The sequence below is a fragment of the Oleiphilus sp. HI0043 genome, assembly GCF_001634935.1.
Genome location: NZ_LWEY01001284.1, coordinates 1 through 461, shown reverse-complemented (window position 1 = coordinate 461; position 461 = coordinate 1). Strand labels below are relative to the sequence as shown.

Genomic DNA, 461 nt, shown 5'->3' with positions numbered 1-461 from the left:
ACAAAGCTTCAAAAGGTGCGATTGCATATTTGGCATTGGCCGGTGAAATCGTCAGAAAGAACAAAGCAGCAGCAAAAAAAGCCGACTTGGCTGAAGCATAAAACAATAATTAAGCTCATGACTTTTAAAGGTCATCATCAAGCGTTACTAAGTGAGTAGGAAAATACGTGGCAAAGAAACGAGGTTTAGGGGAAAAAGGTTTAAGCGCTTTACTCAAGGGCTCAAATGTCGACTTTAAAAAAGAAGTTGAAAACGATGGAGACCTTAAGCAACTTCCAGTTGAGTTTCTAAAACGAGGTAAATATCAGCCTCGTCGTGACATGGATCCTGATGCACTCGAAGAGCTCGCCGAGTCAATTCGACAGCAAGGTATTATGCAGCCGATAGTGGTTCGTTCTCGTGGCGAAGACTCCTATGAAATTATTGCGGGCGAAAGGCGTTGGCGGGCAGCACAAATCGCT

General features: G+C 43.8%; 1 protein-coding gene. It reads left to right on the top strand.

The window, feature by feature from the left end:
- Nucleotides 1–167: 167 nt before the first annotated feature.
- A partial coding sequence (locus A3729_RS16720; RefSeq protein WP_156497984.1) for a ParB/RepB/Spo0J family partition protein occupies nt 168–461 on the top strand: 294 nt, incomplete at its 3' end.